General features: G+C 62.7%; 18 protein-coding genes and 1 riboswitch. Of the genes, 9 read left to right on the forward strand and 9 right to left on the reverse strand.

The features are described 5' to 3' along the window. Positions 1-277 precede the first annotated feature (277 nt). Positions 278-1,456, forward strand: coding sequence for a formate-dependent phosphoribosylglycinamide formyltransferase (gene purT, locus L1P05_RS08870; protein WP_015461545.1), 1,179 nt, complete (start codon positions 278-280; stop codon positions 1,454-1,456). 30 nt (positions 1,457-1,486) lie between these two features. Here purT and L1P05_RS08875 read toward each other — a convergent pair whose 3' ends face one another. Continuing rightward, entirely contained in the window at positions 1,487-1,681 is a 195-nt protein-coding gene (locus L1P05_RS08875; RefSeq protein ID WP_012848677.1) for a YoaH family protein, read from the reverse strand. Positions 1,682-1,823: 142 nt separating this feature from the next. On the opposite strand from L1P05_RS08875, the gene pabB reads away from it, so the two are divergent. The 3 genes from pabB to L1P05_RS08890 all read left to right on the forward strand — a co-directional run bounded on the left by pabB (position 1,824) and on the right by L1P05_RS08890 (position 5,620). Continuing rightward, complete coding sequence (gene pabB / locus L1P05_RS08880; RefSeq protein ID WP_012848678.1) at positions 1,824-3,212, forward strand: aminodeoxychorismate synthase component 1; 1,389 nt, start codon at positions 1,824-1,826, stop codon at positions 3,210-3,212. Further along, positions 3,203-3,775, forward strand: coding sequence for a CoA pyrophosphatase (locus tag L1P05_RS08885; protein ID WP_012848679.1), 573 nt, complete (start codon positions 3,203-3,205; stop codon positions 3,773-3,775). The genes pabB and L1P05_RS08885 overlap by 10 nt, the downstream gene beginning before the upstream one ends. 477 nt (positions 3,776-4,252) lie before the next feature. Further along, the gene (locus L1P05_RS08890; RefSeq protein ID WP_012848680.1) at positions 4,253-5,620 is read left to right on the forward strand and encodes an L-serine ammonia-lyase; all 1,368 of its coding nucleotides are present in this window, start codon (positions 4,253-4,255) and stop codon (positions 5,618-5,620) included. A gap of 70 nt (positions 5,621-5,690) precedes the next feature. On the opposite strand, the gene phsC is transcribed toward L1P05_RS08890, so the two are convergent. The 5 genes from phsC to L1P05_RS08915 all read right to left on the reverse strand — a co-directional run bounded on the left by phsC (position 5,691) and on the right by L1P05_RS08915 (position 12,662). Then, on the reverse strand, positions 5,691-6,458 hold the full coding sequence (gene phsC, locus L1P05_RS08895; protein WP_012848681.1) for a thiosulfate reductase cytochrome B subunit: 768 nt from the start codon (positions 6,456-6,458) through the stop codon (positions 5,691-5,693). Then, the gene (locus L1P05_RS08900; RefSeq protein WP_012848682.1) at positions 6,455-7,027 is read right to left on the reverse strand and encodes a 4Fe-4S dicluster domain-containing protein; all 573 of its coding nucleotides are present in this window, start codon (positions 7,025-7,027) and stop codon (positions 6,455-6,457) included. The genes phsC and L1P05_RS08900 overlap by 4 nt, the downstream gene beginning before the upstream one ends. An 11-nt stretch (positions 7,028-7,038) precedes the next feature. After that, the gene (phsA, locus tag L1P05_RS08905) at positions 7,039-9,318 is read right to left on the reverse strand and encodes a thiosulfate reductase PhsA (RefSeq protein WP_012848683.1); all 2,280 of its coding nucleotides are present in this window, start codon (positions 9,316-9,318) and stop codon (positions 7,039-7,041) included. A 688-nt stretch (positions 9,319-10,006) separates the two neighbouring features. Then, positions 10,007-11,065: a nicotinate-nucleotide--dimethylbenzimidazole phosphoribosyltransferase gene (cobT, locus tag L1P05_RS08910; protein WP_012848685.1), complete on the reverse strand. Its 1,059-nt coding sequence runs from the start codon at positions 11,063-11,065 to the stop codon at positions 10,007-10,009. A gap of 55 nt (positions 11,066-11,120) precedes the next feature. Continuing rightward, positions 11,121-12,662 (reverse strand): cobyric acid synthase, encoded by a 1,542-nt coding sequence (locus L1P05_RS08915; RefSeq protein WP_012848686.1) that lies wholly within the window; start codon positions 12,660-12,662, stop codon positions 11,121-11,123. A 188-nt stretch (positions 12,663-12,850) separates the two neighbouring features. Continuing rightward, a riboswitch (cobalamin riboswitch) is annotated at positions 12,851-13,030 on the reverse strand. Between the two features lie 203 nt (positions 13,031-13,233). Here L1P05_RS08915 and cobD point away from each other — a divergent pair. The 3 genes from cobD (at position 13,234) to L1P05_RS08930 (ending at position 16,724) form a co-directional block, all read left to right on the forward strand. Then, positions 13,234-14,310 (forward strand): threonine-phosphate decarboxylase CobD, encoded by a 1,077-nt coding sequence (gene cobD / locus L1P05_RS08920; protein WP_012848687.1) that lies wholly within the window; start codon positions 13,234-13,236, stop codon positions 14,308-14,310. A 464-nt stretch (positions 14,311-14,774) separates the two neighbouring features. Continuing rightward, positions 14,775-16,187, forward strand: coding sequence for a pyruvate kinase PykF (gene pykF, locus L1P05_RS08925; RefSeq protein WP_012848688.1), 1,413 nt, complete (start codon positions 14,775-14,777; stop codon positions 16,185-16,187). 300 nt (positions 16,188-16,487) lie between these two features. After that, on the forward strand, positions 16,488-16,724 hold the full coding sequence (locus L1P05_RS08930) for a major outer membrane lipoprotein (RefSeq protein WP_005285548.1): 237 nt from the start codon (positions 16,488-16,490) through the stop codon (positions 16,722-16,724). Between the two features lie 203 nt (positions 16,725-16,927). On the opposite strand, the gene L1P05_RS08935 is transcribed toward L1P05_RS08930, so the two are convergent. Both L1P05_RS08935 and L1P05_RS08940 read right to left on the reverse strand, forming a co-directional pair. After that, positions 16,928-18,052 (reverse strand): L,D-transpeptidase family protein, encoded by a 1,125-nt coding sequence (locus L1P05_RS08935; protein ID WP_012848691.1) that lies wholly within the window; start codon positions 18,050-18,052, stop codon positions 16,928-16,930. A gap of 544 nt (positions 18,053-18,596) precedes the next feature. Continuing rightward, complete coding sequence (locus tag L1P05_RS08940) at positions 18,597-20,213, reverse strand: peptide ABC transporter substrate-binding protein (RefSeq protein WP_012848695.1); 1,617 nt, start codon at positions 20,211-20,213, stop codon at positions 18,597-18,599. A 217-nt stretch (positions 20,214-20,430) separates the two neighbouring features. On the opposite strand from L1P05_RS08940, the gene tpx reads away from it, so the two are divergent. Then, on the forward strand, positions 20,431-20,934 hold the full coding sequence (tpx, locus tag L1P05_RS08945) for a thiol peroxidase (RefSeq protein WP_012848696.1): 504 nt from the start codon (positions 20,431-20,433) through the stop codon (positions 20,932-20,934). Positions 20,935-20,983: 49 nt separating this feature from the next. Here tpx and tyrR read toward each other — a convergent pair whose 3' ends face one another. Next, positions 20,984-22,570, reverse strand: a complete 1,587-nt coding sequence (tyrR, locus tag L1P05_RS08950; protein WP_012848697.1) for a transcriptional regulator TyrR — start codon at positions 22,568-22,570, stop codon at positions 20,984-20,986. Positions 22,571-22,961: 391 nt separating this feature from the next. On the opposite strand from tyrR, the gene sseA reads away from it, so the two are divergent. Further along, entirely contained in the window at positions 22,962-23,801 is an 840-nt protein-coding gene (sseA, locus tag L1P05_RS08955; protein WP_012848698.1) for a 3-mercaptopyruvate sulfurtransferase, read from the forward strand. Positions 23,802-23,806 lie beyond the last annotated feature (5 nt).

Below are 23,806 nucleotides of genomic sequence, written 5' to 3' on the forward strand. Positions count from 1 at the left end.
GGGGAAGGCCGCGCTAGAAGTGGTTATTCAGCGCCCCGTCTATCCCCCGTTTTTCCAGTATATCCCTGCCTCCGACGGCGAAAACGCTCTAGTGAGACATAGCGCACAATTGTGTAAAGCATCCCCGGCAGCCCATAGTCAACACAATGAAATACAAAAGGTTATTTAAAGCTTATCGTTTTGTTGCTCATTGTAATAAAATCTTTCTCGTTGCCACGCAAACGGTTTCGTATATACTGCCGACGATGATTTCCCCGAGTGAACAGGAACAGAATCCATGCAGCCAATCGGAACCGCCCTTCGTCCCCATGCAACCCGCGTCATGCTGTTAGGCGCCGGTGAGCTCGGCAAAGAGGTCGCTATTGAGTGTCAGCGTCTCGGTCTGGAAGTGATTGCCGTGGATCGCTATGCCGATGCGCCGGCCATGCAGGTCGCCCACCGTAGCCACGTCATCGATATGCGCGACGGCGACAGCCTGCGGGCGCTTATCGAACGCGAGCGCCCTGACTATATCGTGCCGGAAATCGAGGCCATCGCAACGCAAACGCTGCTGCAGCTGGAGAGCGACGGCCAACGCGTCGTTCCCTGCGCCCGGGCAGTACAGCTCACGATGAACCGCGAAGGGATCCGCCGCCTGGCGGCCGAGACCCTGGCGCTGCCCACCTCCCCCTATCGCTTTGCCGATAGCATCGAGGCGTTTCGCCAGGCGGTGGCCGAGATCGGCTATCCCTGCTTCGTCAAGCCCGTCATGAGTTCATCGGGTAAGGGACAGAGCATCGTGCGCGGCGACGACGACGTGGCGTCCGCCTGGCAATACGCCCGCCAGGGAGCCCGCGGTGACGCCGACAGCGTCATCGTAGAGGGTGAGGTTCGCTTCGATTTCGAGATAACCCTGTTGACCGTACAGGCCAGCGACGGGATCCACTTCTGCGCGCCGATCGGGCACCGCCAGCAGGAGGGCGACTACCGCGAGTCCTGGCAGCCGCAGGCGATGAGCCCTGCCGCGCTGGCGCGGGCGCAGGCGATCGCCGCCTCGGTCGTCCGGGCGCTGGGGGGATATGGTCTGTTTGGCGTAGAGCTGTTTGTCTGCGGCGACGAGGTGATCTTCAGCGAGGTCTCCCCCCGCCCCCACGATACCGGGCTGGTCACGCTGGTCTCGCAGGATCTCTCTGAGTTTGCGCTGCATGTCCGCGCGTTTCTCGGGCTGCCGATCGGCGTGATCCGCCAGTTTGGCCCCAGCGCATCCGCCGTACTGCTGCCGTCGCTGCACAGCGACGACGTTACCTTCGCCAATCTCTCGCAGGCGCTGCGCCCGGCAACCCAGCTGCGCCTGTTTGGCAAGCCGCACATCGACGGCGTGCGGCGCCTCGGCGTCGCGCTGGCCTGGGGAGAGAGTACGGAAACGGCGCGCCAGCGCGCCAGGGACAGCGCGGCGTCGGTGGTTATCCGCCCCTAAACGCCCCCGGGGCGCCGCTGGCGCCTCGCCCTACTGCGACGCCTCGTCGTCGTCCGTCTCGTCAAACGCCACGCGAATCTGCTCGCCGCGGTGGCTGGCGCGGATCTCTGCGGCGACCTGGGCGATCGCCTCTCCGCTGCTCATCCCCTGCGTCATCAGCGTCTGGATGCGCTCCGCCGCCGCCTGCTGCTGTTCATGGGTTAATGCCGGCATACCGCCAACCATACAACGTCTCCTCTCGGTTAATTCCGCTGCAGTATATAGCCAACCCGCCGGACGGAACAGCGCCGTGGTGATTGCCGCGCAGGCGCCATCCGTAGATAATTGACCTAAATCATATACAGACCGATGAGACCCCCACGCCGCTATGACCGCTATCCCCGAACTGACACAGCGTGACCTTCCCTACCAGCCCGATGCGGCGCTGCGCTACTTTGCCCCGCTGGCGCACCATCCCTGGGCCATGCTGCTCAGCTCCGCCGCCGCCGACCACGCCCACAACCGCTATGATATTGTCGTGGCCGACCCCTGCGCCACGCTGCAGACCCGCGGCGAGCGGACGCGGATCGCCACGCGGGACGGCGCCTGCCGGGAGGACGACGGCGATCCGCTGACCCTGCTGCGCGCGGAGATAGCGCGCTATCTTCCCCGCTGCTCGCCGCCGCCGGATCTGCCGTTTTGCGGCGGGGCGCTCGGGCTGTGGGGCTACGATCTTGGGCGACGATTCGAACGTCTGCCCAGCCTGGCCTGCGCCGATCTGCAGACCCCGGACATGGCGCAGGGGATCTACGACTGGGCGCTGATCGTCGATCATCATCGGCGCCGGGTGATGCTGCTCAGCTGGCGGGACGCCGGAGCGCGGCTGGCCTGGCTGCTGGCGCAGACGCCCGCCCCCGTCGCCCCCTTCAGCCTGACGTCTGGCTGGCAGGCTAACCTGAGCCGAGAGGCCTATCGCCAAGCCTTCCAGCGGATACAGGCGCACTTACAGGCCGGCGACTGCTACCAAATCAACCTGACCCAGCGCTTCAGCGCCGACTACCGCGGCGATGAGTGGCAGGCCTTCCTGCGCCTGACGCAGGCCAACCGGGCGCCGTTTTCCGCCTTCCTGCGTCTGCCGCGCAGCGCCGTGCTCAGCGTCTCGCCGGAGCGTTTCCTGCAGCTCACCCAGGGCGATATCGTTACCCGCCCGATCAAAGGTACTCTGCCCCGGTGTCCGGCGCCCCATGACGATGCCCAGCAGCGCCTGCGCCTGGCCGCCTCGGCCAAAGATCGCGCGGAGAACCTGATGATTGTCGATCTGATGCGTAACGACGTTGGCCGGATCGCCGCGCCGGGCAGCGTCAGCGTGCCCGAACTGTTCGCGGTGGAAACCTTCCCCGCCGTTCACCATCTGGTCAGCACCGTCTGCGCCCGTCTGGCCGAGGGGCTGGACGCCTGCGATCTGCTGCGCGCCTGCTTCCCGGGCGGCTCGATTACCGGTGCGCCCAAGATCCGCGCCATGGAGATCATCGATGCGCTAGAGCCGCAGCGGCGTAACCTCTACTGCGGCGCCATCGGCTATATCAGCGCCTGCGGCAACATGGATACCAGCATCACGATCCGTACCCTGCTGGCGGAGCATGGACGCCTGCACTGCTGGGCGGGCGGCGGTATCGTCGCCGACAGTGAGGCGGAGGCCGAGTACCAGGAGACGCTGGATAAAGTCAGTCGGATCCTGCCGCTGCTGGCGAACGGAGCGCCCCCGCGATGCGACTAAGCCCGGCGCTGGCCCGCTTTGTGGCCCATTTTCAGCTGAATCGCCCGCTGCCGGAGCGCCCGCCGCGCCACACGCGCCAGGCGGCGGTGCTGATCCCCATCGTCAACCGCCCACAGCCGACCCTGCTGCTGACCCGACGCGCGGCCGACCTGCGCAAGCACCCCGGCCAGGTCGCCTTTCCCGGCGGAGCGCACGATCAGCAGGATGCCTCTCTGTATGCCACCGCCCTGCGCGAAGCGCAGGAGGAGATCGGGCTGGATCCCACCCGGGTCAAGATCCTCGGCCATCTGCCGCCGCAGGACAGCAGCAGCGGCTTCTGCGTTACGCCGGTGGTCGCCATTCTTTCCACGCCGCTGCGCCTGCACCCCAACCGCGACGAGGTCGCGCAGATCTTTGAGCTGCCCCTGACGCAGGCGCTGGAGCCGGGCCGCTATCATCCGCTGGATGTGACCCGCGCCGGCGCGGCGCACCGCCTTTACCTGTCCCGCTACCGGGAGTTTCTGATCTGGGGACTGACGGCGGCGATGATCCGCCGCCTGGCCCTGCAGACCCGCGCGCCCTGAGTCGGCGCCGATCCCCTACCTCAGTTTATCCGAGCCGCGCGGCGCCACGGCGCGGCGGCCGCGCGCATTTTTGCTAGCCACCCGACAAAAACGGACCGTCGCCGTCCCCCAGCGGGCAACAATGTGAATATGTCTTGATTTTCACTCTTCACAGGGTCATATGATAGAAAAGTGGAAATTGGCAGCATATTCCCATGGTTATTTTGCGCAGTTCGCCGTACCGCCGATCGCCGCGTTCCCGCGCGAGAGAGCACGCCAGTGGCACAATTACGCGTGCGCCGACGCCGCAGTTCGGTTATTGTTGGCGCCCCATTAAAGGGGCCTGTGCAGCATTAAATTATTTAATGCGAATCGGCGATAACAACTCCACCCGCCGCCGCCGTGACGGCGACCCCGGGTGACACGTGACCCGCGATTGCGCCGGTCGACGACTTTACACCAGCAGCACAAGACATAGCCTCTTTAAGGAGCTTTAGCGTGATTAGCGTTTTCGACATGTTCAAGATCGGCATTGGCCCCTCCAGCTCCCATACGGTCGGCCCGATGAAAGCCGGGAAACAGTTTGTCGATGATCTGGCGGCGCAGGGTCTGTTGCCGTCGGTCACGCGCGTTGCCGTTGACGTTTACGGCTCGCTCTCACTGACCGGTAAAGGCCATCACACCGATATCGCCATCATTATGGGGCTGGCGGGAAACCTGCCGGACAGCGTCGACATCGACGCCATTCCCGAGTTTATCCGTACCGTGGAGAGCAGCGAACGGCTGCCCCTGGGCCGCGAAGGCCACCCGGTCATCTTCCCTCGCGACGGCAGTATGGTCTTCCGCAGCGATAACCTGCCGCTGCATGAAAACGGGATGACCATCCGCGCCTACGGCGCCGGCGACGCCCCACTGTACAGCAAAACCTACTACTCCATCGGCGGCGGCTTTATCGTTGATGAGGAGCACTTTGGCCAGGACAGCGGCGACGACGTCAAGGTTCCCTATCCGTTCCACTCCGCGCAGGCGCTGCTGGACTATTGTGAAGAAACCGGGCTCTCCATCAGCGGGCTGGTAATGAAAAATGAGCTGGCGCTGCACGGCAAAGAGGAGATTTACGCCTACTTCACCGCCATCTGGGACACCATGCAGGCCTGCATTGAGCGCGGACTGAACACCGAAGGCATTCTGCCGGGGCCGCTGCGGGTGCCGCGCCGCGCCGCCGCGCTGCGTCGGATGCTGGTCACCAGCGACAAATACTCACGCGATCCGATGAACGTGATCGACTGGGTCAACATGTTTGCCCTGGCGGTCAATGAAGAAAACGCCGCCGGCGGACGCGTCGTCACCGCGCCGACCAACGGCGCCTGCGGCATCGTACCGGCCGTGCTGGCCTACTACGACCACTTTATCGAACCCGTGACCCCGGATGTCTTCGTGCGCTACTTCTTGGCCAGCGGCGCTATCGGCGCCCTGTATAAGATGAACGCCTCGATCTCCGGCGCCGAAGTCGGCTGTCAGGGCGAGGTGGGCGTCGCCTGCTCCATGGCCGCCGCCGGGCTGGCGGAGCTGCTGGGCGGCAGCCCGGTGCAGGTGTGCATCGCCGCAGAGATCGGCATGGAGCACAACCTGGGGCTGACCTGCGATCCGGTCGCCGGTCAGGTACAGGTACCATGCATCGAGCGTAACGCCATCGCCTCGGTGAAAGCGATCAACGCGGCCCGCATGGCGCTGCAGCGCACCTCCGCGCCGCGCGTCTCCCTGGACAAGGTAATTGAGACCATGTACGAGACCGGCAAAGACATCAACGCCAAGTACCGAGAAACCTCGCGCGGCGGCCTGGCTATCAAGGTTCAGTGCGGCTGAGGCACAGCCGCTGCGATAGCACAGCGGGGGCTTTCGCCCCCGCTGTCTTACCCACTCCCCCGCCATGGTGCTACGGGCGCGCGTCCGGTGCGCTCTCGTGCGCGCGGTGGCGATGATAGCCATCCAGCATGCTACGGAAGATCTGCCCCGGCGTATCCCCCAGCGTACACAGATAGAGATGGGCGCACAGGAACATCAGTGCGACCACCGCCAGCACCATATGCAGCGTCAGCATCAGCGGCGCCTGTCCGGCGCTAAACTGCGGATAAAGGCACAGCAGACCGCTGACCATCAGCAGCGGCACCAGCGCATACATAATCGCCAGATAGGCCAGCTGCTGCAGCGGGTTAAATTTGCCCCGCGCATCCGCGACGAAGGGGTGCACCTCGCCCTTCATTATGCCGAACAGATAGAAGCGCGCCTGGCGCAGGCAGCGCGAGATCAGCCCCCGCCAGCGGACGCGGTAATGGCGTCCATTGCCGCTCAGCAGGTTGATCAGTACAAAGCCGACCCAGGCGACGATCAGCACATAGCCGCACAGCGTATGCAGAGCGACCCACTGCGCCACCGGCCCCAGCGAAAAGTGGCCGCACAGCCCGCTCAGCAGCAGCAGAACAAACAGCAGCGCGTTGCTCCAGTGCCAGCAGCGCACCGCCGCCGAGTAGAGATACAGCCTCACCGGTACCCCCGGGGCATTCTTCGGCGCCAGGGCGTAGCGCAGCGCCCCGTGCAGCGCCAGCCCGACCAGCAGCGCGACGACCAGCGCCGCCGCCAGCGCCAGCCACTGTGGCCAGTAGTCCGGCGTGTAGTGTAACTCCGCACCCCAAATGCTATTCATGCTTGCTCCTCCCGGTGGATCTCTTTACGACGATACAGGCTGACATCTCCGCTGCGCGCATCCCGCTGGCGATAGACCTCCTCTTGGCCAATCCAACTCTGCACCTCCGCCGACTCCAGACGACCAAAGTGCAGCGCATCGGTCGGGCAGACCGAGACACAGGCGGGCGCCAGCCCCTCCGACAGGCGACTATCGCTGCAGAAGTTGCACTTATCCGCGACGCCGCTGCGCGGATCCAGATAGCGCACGTGGAAAGGACAGGCGGCGACGCAGTAGTCGCAGCCGATGCAGCGGGACTTATCGACCTGCACGATCCCGTTATCATCCCGGAAAGAGGCGCCGGTAGGACACACGCTGACGCAGGGTGCATCGGCGCAGTGCTGGCACGAGACCCGAACAAAGCGGAAGCGGCCATCCGTCTCCTGCTCCGGCAGATGGATCTGCACCTGCAGCCGACTGTATGCCGCAGGCACATCGTTCAGCACCCGGCAGGCGACGGTACAGGCCTGGCAGCCGATGCAGCGTTTTTCGTCATGCAGCATGACATAGTGGTTATCGTTCTGATTCATCGACGGCTCCTTCAGGCGCGGCTCAGGGTAACGCCAGCGGTGTGTACCACGGTGCCGGACACCGGGCTGGTTTCATGGGGCAGCAGATTGCCGCAGTGGATCCCGTGGCGGGTGGCCTCCGTACGGGCACCGGCCTTCGCGCCAAAGCCCATATAGACAAACAGGGTATCGGGGCGGATCGCCGGGGTCACCAGCGCCCGGCCCTTTTCCCGGCCGATCGCGTTTTCCAGCCACACCATATCGCCGCTGCGAATACCGCGCGCCTGCGCCGTTTGGGGATGTACCCACACCGCGTTATCCCACATCAGCTCGCTCAATAGCGGCACATACTGCGTCGCACCGTTGGTGTGCACCGCTACCTTGCCCTGAATAAAATAGAGCTGATCCGGCTGCTTAAGGGCCAGATTCCGAAAGCGCGGGGCGCCATAGCCCGGCAGTAGCGCCTCCAGCGCCGCCGAATAGAGCTCGATACGTCCACTGGGCGACTTAAAGCGCAGAGCCCCGCCCAGCGTGCCGTCGCTATCGCACTGCGCCGCCGCCTGAGGATAGCGCTCGATAAACCGCGCAACCGAGGCCGGCTCGCGCAGCAGCAGCGGCACCCCCCAGCTGAGATATCCCTTTTCGCGCAGCGCACCGTACAGCGCCCGATCGCCCCCCAGCTGAAACAGCTGGCGCGTCGCCATCGTCTCCCAGGGGTAGTACTGGCCCAACCCCAGCGCCTCCCCCAGCTCCTTCCAGATCTGCCAGCTGGGCCGCGCGTCGCCGATGGTCTCCACCACCTGCTGACGCAGCGCATAGGCCGGGTTGAGGCCGGACACATCGCTGACCTCCTCATCGCGCTCCAGATAGGTACACTCCGGCAGCAGATAGTCGGCATAGGCGGCGCTTTCGCTCAGATACACATCGCAGCTCACCACCAGATCCAAGCTCTCGACGGTCTTCACCAGATCGGGGCGACAGGTGACGGTCTGAAACGGATTATGGCGCGACATAATCCACCCCTTCAGCGGATAAGGCGTCTGCTTCAGTGCGGCATCGATAATGCTTTGCACCACGCCGCCGCTGGCGGTGATATAGGTAAACTGCGGCGCCGTCGCGTCAATACGCGGCGCCTGGATGGATGGCATCCCCTTCACACCGGGTTTGGCCAGCGTCGGCGCCACCGTCTCGCCGGCCAGCTTGTTATACACGGAGGCCCCCTTCTTCTGATACAGGCCGCCCTGACGCTCCACGTTACCCAGCAGGGCATTCAGGGTGAAGATCATCCGCCGCATGTCGATCTCTTCCTGCGAATAGGTCGCGCGGTGGCCCGGGTTGACCATCGCGTGGGGCGCGCAGGCGGCCAGCTCACGGGTCACCCGTACGATGACCTGCGCCGGGATATCCGAATGCTGCTGCGCCCAGGCCGGCGTGGTCTCACTGACCGCCGCCGCCAGCCGATCGAATCCCAGAGTATAGCGATCGACAAAGGCCGCATCGTACAGACGCTCGGCGATCATCACGTGACACATGGCCATCAGCACCGGCAGATCGCCGCCGGGGCGGATCGCATGCCATTCATCGGCCTTGCTGGAGAAGACCGACAGCCGCGGATCGAAGCTGACCACCTTGGCGCCCCGCTCCTGCGCCATCATCATTTCATGCGTATCGGCGACCTCAATTCCCTCATACAGATTGTGACCGAAGGCCACCATATAGCGGGTGTTGACGATGTCCATCGCCAGATCGCCGCCCATCATCACCTTGGCGGCGATAGACTTACCCGCCGGACAGGTCGAGGCGTGGGTAAAGGTATTCGGGGAGCCATAGGCGGAGGCCAAATGGAACAGGTGCCCCGAGAGGGAGCCGGACTTGGAGGAGAACGCCAGGCTCTGCGCGCCGTGCTGCGCCTTGATGGCATTCATTTTTTCAGCGATCTCACGGTAGGCCTGCTGCCAACTGATCGTCTGCCACTCCCCGGCGCCGCGCGGGCCGCTGCGCTTCATCGGCCTGACGATACGCTGCGGATCGTTGACCAGACTCACCCCGCTGCCGCCGCGGGCGCAGATCCGCGTGCCCTGATGCGCCGCCTGCGGATTTCCTTGGATAAACACCGTTTTATTGTTCACCACCTGCGCCTGTATCGGGCAGCGGAAAGAGCACATCTCGCACAGACTGGGCGTCAGCCTAGCCTTACCTTTTATTTCATCGGGTCGATTCAACGCCAGCGCCCCGGGCGGAAAACTGCTTAGGGCACATCCACTACAGCCAATTCCAATGCCTTTAAGAAAAGAACGACGACTGATGCTCATATAGTCTCCTTTTTATTATATAAAATGATTATAGGGAGAAATGAGATTTATTATTTGAGCTCATCAGCAAATAAGCAGCCTATGGGAAATTATTTCCCCACCACTGACGCCGTCATGATAAATAAATGTGAACAGATGTTGCGTCAATATATACCGGGAAAACGGGTAAATTAAAAATAGCATAACCAGATAAAGCAATAATACCTCGTCAACGCCAATAATAGTATAGCGCATCATTGCTTTATTCCATTATTAGGGCGCCCCACCGCCCTGCGCGGCGCGCCACGCGCGCGATGCGCTGCAACATCCGCCCTCTGTCATCGGGCATATCTCCTCTCACCGCGCCAGCAACGGGGATCACTACAGATTAGCCCGGCTAACATGAACCGGTTTTTAATGGCATATTCAATGAATCACCACCATTAATCCAGAGCGAGAATAGCGCGGCGCAATATATTTATGGCATATCCAATAAACTTTTTCGCAACATTTCAGCAAGACACAGCACAAATAAGCGCGGGGCGTTTGTGGCATATTCAACAAATAATGATATGGAATCTCATCATCATATTCATGACAAGGTCATGACCGCCCGCCGATTATTCCCCACCCCGTACCGCGACGATCTCGATATCTACGCACCTCGATCGCCGCGGGTCAATACCGGGGACACTCCGTTCGCGCGCGGCTACGGCAGCACAATATTGCTCTGGCTCAGCAGCCCCATGCGCTGATGAACGGCGCAGGCCGCTTCCACGATCGGCATCATCAACGCCGCGCCGCTTCCCTCCCCGAGGCGCATCTCCATATGCAGGTACGGCGTCAGCCCCAGCGCCGCCAGCGCCAGCGCCGCCCCCTTCTCCGCCGAATGGTGCGACGGGATCAGATAGGGATGTACCCCCGGTGCGATCCGGCAGGCGGCCAACGCCGCGGCATAGGAGAGAAAGCCATCCAGCACCAGCGGAACCCGCGCCGCCGCGGCCCCGATCATCACGCCGGCCATGCCGACCAGATCGAACCCGCCCAGCGCCGCCAGCGTCGCCACGCCGTCTTGGGGGTCGGGCGCGTTGATACGGATAGCCTGCTCCACCACCGCCACCTTATGCCGTAGACGATCGGCCGGCAGGTTGGCGCCCAGCCCCACCGTCTGCGCCGGCGCGCTGCCGGTCAGCACGCTGACCAGCGCCGCCGCCGGCGTAGTATTGGCGATGCCCAGTTCGCCGATCCCCATCAGATCGACCCCCGCCTTGGCCTGCGCCATCGCCAGCCTGGCGCAGCGCACCAGCAGCTCTTCGGCCTGCGCTCGGCTCATCGCCGGGCCGTGCGCAATATTGCCACAGCCCCGCCCCATGCGCATATTGACCGCCTGCGGCAGGGGATCGGCGTCGATGCCGGCATCCACCAGCGTGACGGCGGCGCCGGCCTGCTGCGCCAGCACACACACGCCGGTGATCCCCAGCGCCATATTGTGCGCCTGGATGGCGGTCACCGCCTGCGGCGAAATGGCGACCCCTTCCTGGTATACTCCGTGATCGGCGGCGATAACGAAGATCTGTTTCTTCGTCACGGTCGGCGGCTGTGGCGCAGTGATCCCGGCCAGCTGAACGGCGAGCTGCTCCAGCCGTCCTAGACTGCCGGGGGGCTTCAGTAAACTGTCTTGGCGCTGGCGCGCCTGCGCCTGTGCCGCGTCGTCCAGCGGACGAATGGCGGCGACGATCTCCGCCAGCGCCTGTGCATAATGGGTCATCGTTGCGTATCTCTTAAGGTTAATGTCATGCGCTCCGCGGAGCGTGTTCGCGTCATCATGATGACGAGGCACCGCGCGCGTGGTCGCGCATCAGCTGATAGATGCGCGCGATATCCACATGCTCGCGCAGCGCCGCCGCCAGCCCGTCAAACTGTTGCTCACGCCAGGCAGCGTAGTTGAGGCGCGGACCACCGTCCGGCGCCAGCCCCTTACGCTCGCGCAGCGCATCGAGCAGCGCTCGCGTTAGCGCCGGAGTATCAAACAGCCCGTGCAGGTAGGTGCCCATCACCAGACCATCGGCGCTGATGGCGCCCTCCTCCCGATCGTCCGCCGCCCCGTTGACCGACAGCAGGCGGCAGAACGGGGAACATCCGGCGCCGCGCTGAGTCACCCCCATATGGATCTCATAGCCCGCCAGCGGAATCGCGCTGCACCCCGCCCACGGACCGGGCAACCCGCCCAGCGACGCGCCCCGCACCTGCGCGGTGGTTTTCTCCCGGGCAAAACGGGTTTCGCAGTCCAATAGCCCCAGACCGCTCATGGCCGCCTGCGTCGACTCAACCCCATCGACGATCCGCCGCCCCAGCATCTGGTAGCCGCCGCAGATGCCCAGAATCGGCGTACCGGCCTGGTGGGCGCAGAGGATCTGATGGGCCAGGCCGCTGTCGCGCAGATAGCGCAGATCGGCCAGCGTGCTTTTGCTACCCGGCAGGATCAACAGATCCGGCTGGCCAATCTCATCGTGCTCCGTGACATAGCGCAGGGTGACGTCCGGCTGGGCGTTCAGCGGCGAGAAATCGGTAAAATTGGCGATATAGGGGAGCTGCAGCACCGCGATCTCCAGCGCCCTCTCCCCCGCGTGCCGGTATTTGCCGCGCTGCAGCGCCACGCCGTCTTCGTCATCCAAATCGAGCGTCAGCCACGGTACGACGCCCAGCACCGGTACGCCGGTAAGGGACGCTATCTGGCGCAGGCCCGGGGTCAGCAGCGTCACGTCACCGCGGAACTTGTTGATGATGACCCCTTTGACCCGCGCGCGCTCCGGCGGCGTCAACAGCGCCAGGGTGCCATAGATGGAGGCGAATACGCCGCCGCGATCGATATCGGCCACCAGCAGCACCGGCGCGTCGATCGCCTCCGCCATTCCCATATTGACGATATCGCCATCGCGCAGATTGATCTCCGCCGGACTGCCTGCCCCCTCCAACACCATGATGTCGACCTGACGGGCCAACTCGCGGTACACCCGCGCCACCTGCGCGAGTAGCTGAGGCTTATGGCGGTGATAGTGGACGGCATCCATATCCTGCAGCACCCGTCCCATCAGCACCACCTGGGCGTGACAGTCGCTGGTAGGCTTAAGCAGGATCGGGTTCATCCGCACGTCCGGGGCTATCTTGGCGGCCTCGGCCTGCATCATCTGCGCGCGTCCCATCTCGCCGCCGTCGGCGGTGATCCCGGAGTTCAGCGCCATATTCTGTGACTTAAACGGCGCCACCCGGTAGCCATCCTGGGAGAACACCCGGCACAGCCCGGCGCACAGAACGCTTTTCCCCGCGTCCGAGGCGGTGCCCTGTATCATGATCGAGAGGGTCATGCTCCCTCCCCCAGGACGCGCGGCGGCCAACCGATAAAGGCGCGGTGACCGCTGGCGCCAAACCGTCGCATTCTCATCGTCATTTACCCCATAAAAAAAACCGCCGAAGCGGGTTGGTCATGCGCCAGCGCGAACGGCGCCCTGCGGCGACGTCCGACCCAGCCCATCCCCTCCCACCGAGGGCATTGCTACGTTATGGCATGACGGCCGGTATTCTGGCTTAGCCTCACTCTCGCCCGCGCCTTCCCAATCTTGGCGATCAGTGGCATTCTGCGGGGTCGTCGGCATCACAGCAGCGGGGGCTGCGGAGGAGTCACACCTCCTTCCCGAACGCATCGCGTCGGTAAACCGTCGTGCACCTGCGGGTGCTTGCAGAAAAGCGCCCATAGCGCATAAATTACAGCAAAATCATCAAAAGAGTAGCCTTACCCCTATCGACGGGGGCTGATGGACAGACTCAAGACGCCCCGTGCGCAGATTTCACCCGATCAGGGGCCACTCATTAATCGAGGGGGCAGACGCCCGCCGTGACGACGGTGCGCTGAGCCGGCCTCCCTTTTGGAGCACCGCAATGTTACACAGCCAGCACGGCGGCGACGTTCTCGGCGTCGCAGAGCGCCTGGGCGTCAGCGCACTTAGCCTCACCGACTTTAGCGCCAACATTAATCCCCTGGGCATGCCCGACAGCCTGCGCCAGGCCCTGCACGACCACCTGGCGTTGGCCCAGCCCTATCCCGACATTGAGTACCGCGCGCTGCACCGCGCCCTCGCCGCCCATCACGACGTCGACGCCGCCTGGATCGTCGCCGGCAACGGCGAGACAGAGCTGATTTTTGCCCTGGCCGATGCCCTGCGTCCGCGGCGCGCCCTGCTGCTGACGCCCGGCTTCGCCGAATACCGTCGGGCGCTGCAGCGGGTGGGCTGCGCCATTCAGACCCACGCGCTCAAGGCCGAGAACGGATTTCAGGTGGATGAGGATCTGCTGGCGGCGCTGACGGCCGATCTGGACTGCCTCTTCATCTGTACGCCCAATAACCCGACCGGACTCACCCCCGATCCCGCGCTGCTGCTGGCGCTGGCGGAGCGCTGCCAGCGCCTGGGCATCCGCCTGATCGTCGATGAGGCCTTTTGGGACTTTATCACCGAGCGGGTGGGGATGATCCCGCAGCTGGCGCGCTTCCCCTGCCTCTGCGTGCTGCGCTCCCTGACCAAGTTTTACGCCATCGCCGGACTGCGCCTGGGCTACCTGCTGAGCGCCGATGCGTCATTGACCGCGCGGCTGCGGGCGCGACAGATGCCCTGGAGCATCAATGCCTTTGCGGCGCTGGCCGGCGAGGTCGTGCTGCGCGACCGCGCCTATCAGCAGGCCACCCACCGCTGGCTGGCGCAGGAGCGCCCTTTTCTGCACTCGGCGCTGTCGGCGCTGCCGTCGCTTCAGGTGTGGCCGGGTCGCGCCAACTATCTGTTCCTGCGCTGCGACCGCCCGCAGATATGCCTGCAGCAGGCCCTGCTGCCCCACGGCCTGCTGATCCGCCGCTGCGCCGACTACCCGGGGCTGGACTCGCGCTATTACCGGGTTTGCGTGCGCCTGCGTCCAGACAACCTGCGGCTGATCGCCGCTATGCGCGCCTGCCTCAGCGAAGGCTAACGCACGCCGGCGCGCGGTGACCGGGGGGCTGAGCGGGGGCTGCCCACGCCCCGCACCCGGCGGCCTCATCCGGGGCGCGCCGATCGCGGCAGAGTGTGACCTTACGCACTTAACAGCGCGTGGTTGCGCAACGAAAGCAGCCTTTGCGCACGCTTTTTTCATCATTGCGCGCTCGCTATCCAAATTCGTTGTCTTTCTTGCGTTTAAATACGTATAATACCCGGCGTCAATTTTGTTGAATGGTTTCAGCCCTTGATTCGTCGCAGCGCCTACTACATAACAACGCGGCCTTTGCACTGGTCACCTCCCCACGGGCACGCATTTTTTGCCCCGGCACGTCGGCTGTCGCCTATTCTTCTTAGTAGTTCTATTTTCGCATCACCTGTTTTACCCCCTGTCCTCCCAGCCATTGGCGGTGGGAGTAAGCTTTTTCCAATCCATCACAACTTGCAGAAATGAATGTCATGAAAAAGACCAAAATCGTATGCACCATCGGTCCGAAGACCGAATCCGAAGAGATGCTGGGTAAACTGCTGAACGCAGGCATGAACGTAATGCGTCTGAACTTCTCCCACGGTGACTATGAAGAACACGGCCAGCGCATCAAAAACCTGCGCGCTGTCATGGAGAAGACCGGCCAGAAAGCCGCTATCCTGCTGGACACCAAGGGCCCGGAAATCCGCACCATGAAGCTGGAAGGCGGCAATGACGTCTCCCTGACCGCCGGCCAGACCTTCACCTTCACCACCGACCAGAGCGTCATCGGCAATAGCGACCGCGTCGCCGTCACCTACCCGGGCTTCGCCGCTGACCTGCGCATCGGCAACACCGTGCTGGTGGACGATGGCCTGATCGGCATGGAAGTGACCGATGTCACCGAAAGCACCGTGGTGTGCAAGGTTCTGAACAACGGCGACCTGGGCGAGAACAAAGGCGTTAACCTGCCGGGCGTGTCTATCCAGCTGCCGGCGCTGGCCGAAAAAGACAAGCGCGACCTGGTCTTTGGCTGCGAGCAGGGCGTTGACTTCGTCGCCGCCTCTTTCATCCGTAAGCGCGCCGACGTACTGGAAATCCGTGAGCACCTGAAGGCCCACGGCGGCGAGCAGATCCAGATCATCTCCAAGATCGAAAACCAGGAAGGCCTGAACAACTTCGACGAAATCCTGGAAGCCTCCGACGGCATCATGGTTGCCCGTGGCGATCTGGGCGTGGAAATCCCGGTAGAAGAAGTTATCTTCGCGCAGAAGATGATGATCGAAAAATGCAATCGCGCCCGCAAAGTGGTCATCACCGCGACCCAGATGCTGGACTCCATGATCAAAAACCCGCGTCCGACCCGTGCGGAAGCCGGTGACGTTGCCAACGCCATCCTCGACGGCACCGACGCCGTCATGCTGTCCGGCGAAAGCGCCAAGGGTAAATACCCGCTGGAAGCCGTCGGCATCATGGCGACCATCTGTGAGCGTACCGATCGCGTCATGCAGAGCCGTATCGACACCCTGCACGACTCACGTAAGCTGCGCATCACCGAAGCGGTATGCCGCGGCGCGGTAGAGACCGCCGAGAAGCTGGATGCCCCGCTGATCGTCGTTGCCACCGCCGGCGGCAAATCCGCCAAGGCCGTCCGTAAGTACTTCCCGGATGCGATGATCCTGGCCCTGACCACCAACCCGGTCACCGCCCGTCAGCTGATCCTGAGCAAAGGCGTCATCCCGATGATGGTCAAAGAGATCGCCTCTACCGACGATTTCTATCGCATCGGTAAAGACGCTGCCCTGGAAAGTGGTCTGGCGCAGAAAGGCGACGTTGTCGTCATGGTCTCCGGCGCACTGGTACCGAGCGGCACCACCAACACCGCCTCAGTACACGTGCTCTGATAGCACAAAAATAATTAAATTCAAGCGCCGCTCTGCGGCGCTTTTTTTATCCTGGTACAACATTTTTATCTCTTGAATTGATATTATTAATAGAATTAACTGAATAGCGAAATAAGAAGATTCCAATAGAAGCGACCTGTTTTGTCTCTCTTTTTTAACCTTCCCGCAAAACAAGGTGGTTCTTTGAGCGAACGATCAAAATAAACCGCTTTAGCATGAAAAATTTATTCTCTTTAGAAAATGGTTTGTGTAATACTTGTAACGCTACATGGAGATTAACTCAATCTAGAGGGTTTTATAATGAATCGTACTAAACTGGTACTGGGCGCTGTTATCCTGGGTTCTACTCTGCTGGCTGGCTGCTCTTCCAACGCTAAAATCGACCAGCTGTCTTCTGACGTTCAGACTCTGAACACCAAAGTTGACCAGCTGTCTTCTGACGTGAACGCAATGCGCGCTGACGTTCAGGCTGCTAAAGACGACGCAGCTCGCGCTAACCAGCGTCTGGACAACATGGCTCACGCTTACAAGAAATAAGATTTCTTGAGCTGAGCGAAAAAGGCGCACTTCGGTGCGCCTTTTTTATTTCTATCGCGCCCTCTCACCGCTCACCTCTAGCACGTCGCTACCGTTCAACGCCGCCCTCACCCACACAGCGCGCTCTGCGCCGCGCTATGATACGTAGAAAAAAAGGGAGGTAAAACCCTCCCCTTAGGATACGCCGAGTGCTCCTAGCCCCCTTAGCGGCCGTTTAATACCGCCTCGGGGATCGCGGCGTCGATCGGCGCCGGCGCGGTGGCGGAGGCTGCGTTGCTGGCCGGTGCATTAGCCGGGGTCGCGGCGCTGACCGGCGCGATGGCGGAGGCTGCGTTGCTGACCGGTGCATTAGCCGGGGTCGCGGCGCTGACCGGCGCGGTGGCGGAGGCTGCGCTGCTGGCCGGTGCAGCATGGCTCACCAGCACCGGCATACCGGAGCGTCGCGCCATCGCCTCGTCAAACGCCGCGCGATCCGTCAGCGGACTGGTGGCGAAGGCGGATACCCGACCGTTTAACGCGATCGGCATCGTCTGCGGATCGTCGCGCTCGGTGCGCGACAGCGGCTGGTGCACCTCGACATAGCGCTTACCGTCCGGCTCTACCGACGTCTTCACTGGCTGATTGACGATCTGCACCCGGGTGCCGCCCGGTACGCTGCGAAACAGCGCTTCGATATCCCCCGGACGCAGGCGGATACAGCCGGAGCTGACCCGCATGCCGATGCCAAAGTCAGCGTTGGTGCCGTGGATCAGGTAGACCCCGCCCTGGGCGGCCAGACGCAGCGCAAAGCGCCCCATCGGGTTATCCGGCCCGGCGGGCATCACCGCCGGCAGGCTGATCCCCTGCGCCTGATAGTGGCGGCGGATATTGGCGGTCGGCGTCCAGGTCGGGTCCTTGATATGCTGAGAGACCCGGGTCACCATCTCCGGCGTATTGCGCCCCAGCTGACCGATGCCGATCGGATACACCTCCACCCGATTCTCTCCCGGCGGATAGTAGAACAGGCGTAGCTCGGCAAGGTTGATAACGATCCCCTCACGCGGCGTGTCCGGCAGCAGCATCTGGGCGGGGATGATCAGCTCGCTGCCCGGTCGAGGCAGGAAGGGATCCACGCCGGGATTGGCCTCCAGCATCCCCAACAGCCCTATCTGAAAGCGTGCAGCGGTCGCCTCCAGCGGCTTGCCGTCGCGGGGAACGGTGTAGGTGAAGTTTTCGCCGATAAGGCGGCTGTCCGGCGCCGGCAATGGATAGTCCGCCGCGTGGGCGCCGCTCCCTGCCGCCATCCATAGCGACAGCACAAGGCTTACTGCAGTCAATGCACGTTTCATGCTGGGTTCCCGATCTGTTCTGTGTCCACCGACGCCGCCGCGCCGGATACCGGCCTGGGGCGACAGCCGCAGGCGCTCAACACAAATATTAATATTTACTTACGTAATGGCAATTTATTCTGCCAGCATTGCTCTAAATAATTCTGCAATTTACACTTGTTTTCAAATGATTACCAAAGTATAGCCGGCAACATCTTCGCGGACCTTCGCGCTGGGCGAACGACGGGAGAAAATGCGCCGGCGCATCGCCTGCCACCTGCGCGCCGAGGGCACGGCGCAGCCCAAAGCGTCAGTTTTGGCCATCTAAGATGAAATGATGCGTCAGAGGGGAAATGAGGCCTATTTTTATCGCCATTGCAGATACAGAATGAAATAAAACATTATTTTTTGCTTTATTCTGAGCGCCTATTTGCACGGCACCCTCCGGGAAAATACGTTAAATATGCTTTTTACTTAAATAAGCATAATAGAATGGCCATGGCGCGCTTATTTTAGCGCCACGGCCCGACGCGGAAAATATCACCCTCCCGCGGAATAATACCGGCTAGTGCTGTAGGATATACAGCTGGTGGCTGTAGGCGACATCCTCTGGATTATTGATGGGATACCCCTTTACCCAGGGCTTAATCAGACGGGCATTGGTGTATTGGTACAGCGGAGCGATCGGCGCCTCCTCCGCCAGCATGCGCTCTGCCTGCTGGTAGATGGCGCTACGCGTCTGCCCATTGCCCTCCCGCGCGGCCTGCTGCAGCAGCGCATCGTATGCCGGCTGGCTAAAGCCGCTCAGATTGCCGCTGTGGCGGCTCCCCAGCAGCCCCAGAAAGCTGGAGGACTCGTTATAGTCGGCAATCCACGACGCACGCACCACGTCAAACTGGCCGCTGTTACGGCTATCGACGTAGGTTTTCCACTCCTGATTGGTCAGCTTGACCTGAACCCCCAGGCTCTTTTTCCACATCGATGCCACGGCGATGGCAATTTTCTGGTGATTCTCCGCCGTGTTATACAGCAGCGTCAGCCGGAGCGGGCGCGATGGCCCGTAGCCCGCCTCGCGCAGCCAGGCCCGCGCCTGACGGTTACGCTCCGCCTGGCTCATCCGCTGCATCGGCAGCGGCTGCGGCACCACGCCATCGGTCACATCCGGCGTCAGCCGGTAGGCTGGCTTCTCCCCGCTGCCCACCACCTTGCCGGCGATGATCTCGCGATCGATGGCATAGGAGAGCGCGCGTCGCACCCGCGCATCGTTCAGCGGCGCCCGGCGGGTATTGAACGCATAGTAGTAGGTGCCCAGCTGAACCGGCGTAAACACCTCGTCGGGAATGCGCTTTTTCAGCGCCTGATACATGTTTTTTGGAAAAGACTCGGTAATATCCAGATCCCCGGCCAGATAGCGTTTGGTCGCCGCGCTCTCCTGGTTTATCGGAACAAAGGTCACCCTGGTCAGCCGGGTCTGGGCGTGATCCCAGTAATAGGGGTTCGGCGTCAGCACGATATGTTCGTTGACCACCCGCTGCGCCAGCTGGAACGCGCCGTTGCCCACCAGGTTACCCGGGCGCGTCCACGCCTGGCCGTAGCGCTCGACCACCTTCTGCGGCTGCGGGAACAGGCTGAAATGGGCGCACAGCTGTGGGAAATAGGGCAGCGGGCGATTCAACTGTACCACCAGCGTACGGGCATCCGGGGCCGTTACACCCAGCCGATCGGGGGGCAGCTGACCGCTGACGATCTCCGCGGCGTTGGCGATCCCCGCCGTCTCGGCAAACCAGGCAAAGGGGGAGTGGGTCTGCGGATCGACCAAACGTCGCCAGGCATAAACAAAGTCATAGGCGGTGACGGCATCGCCGTTAGACCAGCGCGCCGTATCGCGCAGCTGAAAGACATAGCGCTGCTGATCCTTACTTTGCCAGGCGGAGGCGACGCCGGGCTGGACGCTGCCGTCCGGCCCCTGATTAACCAGCCCCTCAAACAGATCGCGCAGCACCTGCGCCTCCGTCAATCCGACGGCGGCGACGGGATCCAGCGATACTGGCTCATCCTTCAGATGGCGTACCACGCTCTGCGTCTCCGCCAGAACGGTGCCCGGCGGCACCTGCGCCGCCAGGGCGCCGTTACTGACGACGACCCCAATGGCCGCCGCGGCGGCCAGACGAAAAAGCTGCATCGTTCACTATCCTGTGTTGGTCACTCAGCCCCAAGGGCGCCCGGTTGGCGCTATGCCCCTACTCTGCCTGAAGCGCGCATTCATCACCACTTTTAATTATTGCCGGGCGGGACCACCACGCCGAGAAACAAAAATTTAACACAAATCACCTATTCACGGCGCCGCAATTGGCATACACTGCCCCATTGTTAACAATCCAGAAACAAGAGGGAGCATTATGACGCAGACTGTTTTATTCCGTGGCACACCGGTCACGCTCGACGGTCACTTTCCACGCCCCGGCGAAGCGGCGCAGCCGTTCTCCCTGGTGTCGAAAGATCTGGCAGATCTGACCCTGGCCAGCTTCGGTCAGCAGCGTAAAATTCTCAATATTTTCCCCAGCATTGACACCGGGGTCTGCGCCACCTCGGTGCGGCGCTTCAACCAGCTGGCCGCCGAGGCCACTAACGCCGTGGTGCTGTGCATCTCCGCCGACCTGCCTTTCGCCCAGGCACGCTTCTGCGGCGCCGAAGGGTTGAATAACGTGATTACCCTCTCCACCCTGCGCGGCGGCGAGTTCAAGCAGGCGTATGGCGTGGCGATTGCGGAGGGACCGCTGGCCGGACTGACGGCGCGGGCGGTGGTGATATTGGATGGTGAGAATCGGGTGATTTACAGCCAGCTGGTGGCGGAGATCGCCGACGAGCCAGACTACGAGGCCGCCCTGGCCGCGCTGAAGTAACGTCTTAATCGGCGCCGTAGCGCGGGCTGCGCTACGGCGTCACACGCCTTTACTCCCCCTCGTGATGGGGATCGGCATCCTGATGACGGCGGCTACTCAGTCCGTATTCACGCAGCTTATTGGCGATGGCGGTATGGGAAACGCCCAGCCGTTTAGCCAGCTTACGGGTGCTCGGGTAGTTACGGTACAGGCGGGTCAGCACAGAACGCTCAAAGCGTTTGCAAATCTCATCCAGCGAACCGTCCAGCACCTCGTCACCCAGCGCCATCTCGGCCTCAAACTCCGGTAGCACGATATCCTGCGGGCGCAGCTCGTAGCCCTGCAGCTGCGTCAGGGCGCGGTACACGGCGTTCTTCAGCTGACGCACGTTGCCCGGCCAGCCATACTGGCTGAGAAACGCGCTCAGCTCCGGCGCCAGCTTAGGCCGCGCCATCCCCTGCTCGTCGGCAAAGCGCGCGACAAACAGCTCCGTCAGCGGCATGATATCCTGCGTGCGTTCGCGCAGCGGCGGCAGATTGAGGGTTAAGACGTTGAGACGATAGTAGAGATCCTCGCGGAACAGCCCCCGCTGCACCAGATCGATCAGGTTCTTCTGGGTCGCGCAGATCACCCGCACGTCGACGCGTACCTCGTGCTCCTCGCCGACGCGGCGGAAGGTTCCATCATTAAGAAAGCGCAGCAGCTTGGCCTGCATGCGCGGCGACATCTCGCCGATCTCATCCAGCAGCACGGTGCCGCCGTTAGCCTGTTCAAAGAAGCCCTTCTTGCCTTCCAGCGCATTGGGATAGGCGCCCGGTGCATGGCCGAACAGTTCGCTCTCCGCCACTTCGTCGGGCAGCGCGGCGCAGTTCAGGGCCAAGAACGGCTTTTTACCGCGCGGACTGCGCAGATGGCAGGCGCGGGCCAGCACATCTTTGCCGGTGCCGGTCTCGCCGACCAGCAGCAGCGGCGCATCCAGCATCGCCAGCTTACGCGCCTGCTCCAGCAGCTGACGCATCTTGGGGCTGACGCCGATGATATGGTCGAACTCGCTGTTGTCGTTCACCGCCAGATTCTGCAGCTGACGCCCCATGCGTACCGCCGACTTCAGCACCACCACCGCGCCAACCGGGGTGCGGTGCGTCTGTTTGCTGTCGTCCAGATAGATGGGCATGATATCCATCAGGTAATCCTGGCCGCGGATCACCACCTTCTCGCTGTGCGGCGCGACGTCATCGTCCTCCAGCCAGCGCATAAAGTTGTAGCCGCCGATCAGCGTCGCCGCGGTCTGGTGGCAGATTTTCTCCTCGCTGGTGGCAAACAGGGACAGCGCCGCCTGGTTGGCCAGCTCGACCTTGCCCTTCATGTCGATGGAGAAGACCGGCTCCGGCAGCGACTCCAGCAGCGCCCACATGGCCCGGTGCTCGCGCTCGGAGGGCATAAACGGCACGGTCCGGACATCGGTTACCCCGCTGATGCGGCGAATCTCCGCCATCAGCTGACGGAATACCTCAAAATCCAGCTCATTAAAGTTCAGATAAATTCGCCCGATGGTATCAATCTCAATGCCGCGCAGATCAATATTACGGGCGGCGAGAAGATCCAGCAGTTCACGCGTTAGACCGATACGATCTTCACAAAAAACTTCCAGACGCATTAGTTTTGACCTTACTCTGCTTATGCTGCGTGTGTACGCGAAAAACAGCCGTTGTTTGCCCAAACCACCAGCACAGCGGCTGAAGCTATTACCTGTCACCCAAAGTTGACAGATTTTTCTGTTATATGCCAGTCATCTTCCCCGATTTTCATCGGTTGATGAGCGCCGTTGACCTACGTCGAGCGCCCCATCGCCGGCGCGGGCGCCGCGGAGCTCGGGATGCCATGGGCGTAAGCCAACGCGTACAGTATCTTACCATACATTTATCATACATTTTAGCCGAAGATCGCGGAAGGCTGGCATAGCTCATGCATCCATGCGCGCGGCCATACCCTGCGCCAAGGTTGCGGTATACAATCGGAATCCCCTTTGCCTCGCACCCGGAGCTACCATGTCATCCTCTCTGTTTGTCACCCCGCAGTGGCTGGCCGCCCACCTGGCGGATCAGGATATCCAACTGCTTGACGCCCGCCTGGCCCCCCCGGGGTCGCGCGCCGATCCCGCCGTCCGTGCCGAGTCGGTGCGCCTCCCCGGCGCCCTGCGCTTTGATATCGATGCGCTGTCCGACCACGCTAGCCCGCTGCCCCACATGATGCCGTCCGCCGCCGATTTCGGCACCGCCATGCGGGCGCTGGGCGTCGACAGCCGGCGCCATCTGGTGATCTACGATGACGGTACGCTGTTCAGCGCTCCGCGCGCCTGGTGGATGCTGCGGACCTTTGGCGCGCCGCGCGTCTCGCTGCTCGCCGGGGGGCTCGCTGCCTGGCAACGCCTGGGACTTCCTCTGCATCAGGGGGCTCCGACGATCGCCTCGCCGGGACACTTCCCGGCTCAGCTGGATACGCGCCGCCTGCGCAGCGCCGCGCAGGTGCTGACGGCGCTGGAGGATAACCATACCCAAATCGTTGATGCCCGGGCGGCCGCCCGCTTCCGTGGAGAGGCGCCGGAGCCACGCCCCGGCCTGCGCAGCGGCCATATTCCCGGCAGCTATAACCTGCCGTGGGACAGCGTCGTGCGGGACGGCGTCCTCAAGACGCCGGAGGAGTTGCAGGCGCTGTTCACGCAGGCCGGTATTGATCTGCAGCGCCCGATTATCGCCAGCTGTGGCTCCGGCGTCACCGCCGCGGTGCTGCTGCTGGCGCTGGCGGCGCTGGGCGTTGAGGAGACGGCGCTGTACGACGGCGCCTGGAGCGAATGGGGGGCAGAGGATTCGCTGCCCATTGCGCGGTAAACCGG

It is taken from the genome of Edwardsiella piscicida (assembly GCF_021733145.1).
In the GTDB taxonomy this organism is placed as follows: Bacteria; Pseudomonadota; Gammaproteobacteria; order Enterobacterales; family Enterobacteriaceae; genus Edwardsiella; species Edwardsiella piscicida.